We start from the raw sequence: 1,793 nt of genomic DNA, 5'->3' as shown, positions 1-1,793 counted from the left end.
GGGTTAGTTGCCCGCTATTTTTCAGCGCTTAACCCGATCACCCGAGCCTTTACCTGCCACGGTCATAAAAATATACTTAAAATAATCCCCAACCGTCAGGCTTTGGATCATCTTCTGGTCTGTTTCTGCCAGCAGCTCTGGTGTCGACATATCAATTTCATTCACCTGTGCCAAGCCAGTTATACCCGGACGAGCATCAAACACACCCCGCCTGGCACGAGCCTCAATCAACTCCAGCTGGTTAAATAAACCTGGGCGCGGGCCAACCAGACTCATTTCACCTTTGAGCACATTCCAAAGCTGCGGCAATTCATCCAGCTTGGTACGACGTAAAAAATTTCCGAAAGGCGTAATTGCAGAGCTACTGGCCAGGTGACTGGCCACAGAAGCAGTTCCCACCTTCATGGTGCGAAACTTCACCAAAGTAAACGGCTTTTGATGCCGCCCAACTCGTTCTTGCCGAAAGATGGGAGAGCCGGTATCAAAGTAACCAATCAGTGTCAGCAAAAGCAACACAGGAAAACCAAACACCAAACCCAGCAGGGCAAAAACAAAATCAAAAATGCGGATCAATTTTCCAGCTCCATTAAGAAAACAAGACCTCAGAAGCTTGCAAGCTGCTGAGGCCGAAAATAACCAAGTATAGAATCCGGTGTGCGTACTGCTATCTGAACATGAGTTTTCTCTTTCAGAGCCGACCCTTGAAACAAAGGGTTTCCTTCCTCAAAAACACCGTAAACAGTGTTAAATTGCTTGAGGTTTTTATCCTCACGCAACTGGTGCAAATAGTTGATCACAGCACAGTCCAACTTACGAACCATCAATGTATCGTGATGCGTAATGGTGTTTTCAGGCAAAGGCTGGCCGACTTTCACCATCAAGGCTTTAAGCGACTCATAAGATGTTTTCAGCTCTGAGTTGACACCAAAATCAGTCAGGTTAAGACAGTAACCTGGATCAATAAATGCCCCAACCACATAGGGCTCTTGTATCTTTGAGCTACCACGCGCCCAATCGATAGCACGCTCATAACTATCCACCCAGAAATAAATGCCAGACCCTAACCAGTCATAGCCATTCTCACTTGGGTTGAGGTGCGCTTTACCCGAAAAAACATGTTCTGCGACCTCCTTTTCACAGCCATGAAAACCAATTAATGGTGAAAGCCTGTACATTCCTGTCAAGCAGCATACTCCTTGGCCAGCTTACCTTCTTTGTTGAGAATCCCCGCTCTTTTAAGAAAATCAATAGCTCGCTGCTTATCACTTTGCAGCGATTGGGCGTACTGAATCATCTCATCAGTCAAGGCAACAGCTTTACGCTTAAAAGGTTCAGCAGTAATTCGCTCGGTGTGCATTTATCTGCCCCCACGGTGGAAATCAGTATTCAGTATAACCGACAGGCTAGTTTACAGTAAAAAATCATAGCTAAGACTCTTTAACAAAACAGCGCTTTAAGCCTTCCTCTACCGACAGCGGTGGCTGCCAGCCCAACAAAATCCTGGCTTTGGAAATATCCACTTGTAAAGATCCAAGTAAACGATCCGCTACTGCCTTTTTACCCAGTAATGTTGCAGCCAACTTTAAAAAACCTGCAGGCACAGGAAGCAGACGAGATGGTTTACCCATTGCCTTGGCAACACCTCGTAACAACTCGGTTGTCGATAAGTCCTGGCCATCACCGGCCAGAAAAACCTGATTAGCAGCAGCGGGATGATCAACACAGGTCGCGATCAAATCCACCAGATTATCCAAAGCGACTAAAGACCGCTGATTATGCACAGCACCCAAGGG

Annotated in this window: 3 protein-coding genes and 1 pseudogene; all 4 read right to left on the bottom strand. The window is 46.5% G+C overall.

From position 1 onward, the window contains the following. Positions 1–21: 21 nt before the first annotated feature. On the bottom strand, positions 22–573 hold the full coding sequence (locus tag IBX50_RS20370; protein WP_292258225.1) for a sugar transferase: 552 nt from the start codon (positions 571–573) through the stop codon (positions 22–24). A gap of 29 nt (positions 574–602) precedes the next feature. After that, the gene (locus IBX50_RS20365; RefSeq protein WP_292258223.1) at positions 603–1,184 is read right to left on the bottom strand and encodes a hypothetical protein; all 582 of its coding nucleotides are present in this window, start codon (positions 1,182–1,184) and stop codon (positions 603–605) included. Next, positions 1,181–1,357, bottom strand: a complete 177-nt coding sequence (locus tag IBX50_RS20360; RefSeq protein WP_292258221.1) for a hypothetical protein — start codon at positions 1,355–1,357, stop codon at positions 1,181–1,183. Before IBX50_RS20360 ends, IBX50_RS20365 begins: the two co-directional genes overlap by 4 nt. Before the next feature lie 70 nt (positions 1,358–1,427). Then, positions 1,428–1,793: pseudogene (locus IBX50_RS20355) on the bottom strand (nucleoside-diphosphate sugar epimerase); the annotation flags it as partial.

It is taken from the genome of Marinospirillum sp., from assembly GCF_014859565.1.
Note: the sequence above shows the minus strand (reverse complement) of the source record. Positions and strands in the feature narration are given on the sequence as shown.

Coding starts and splice junctions, on each gene's coding strand:
- IBX50_RS20360 (WP_292258221.1), bottom strand. CDS start 1,357: ATGCACACCGAGCGAATTACTGCTGAACCTTTTAAGCGTAAAGCTGTT.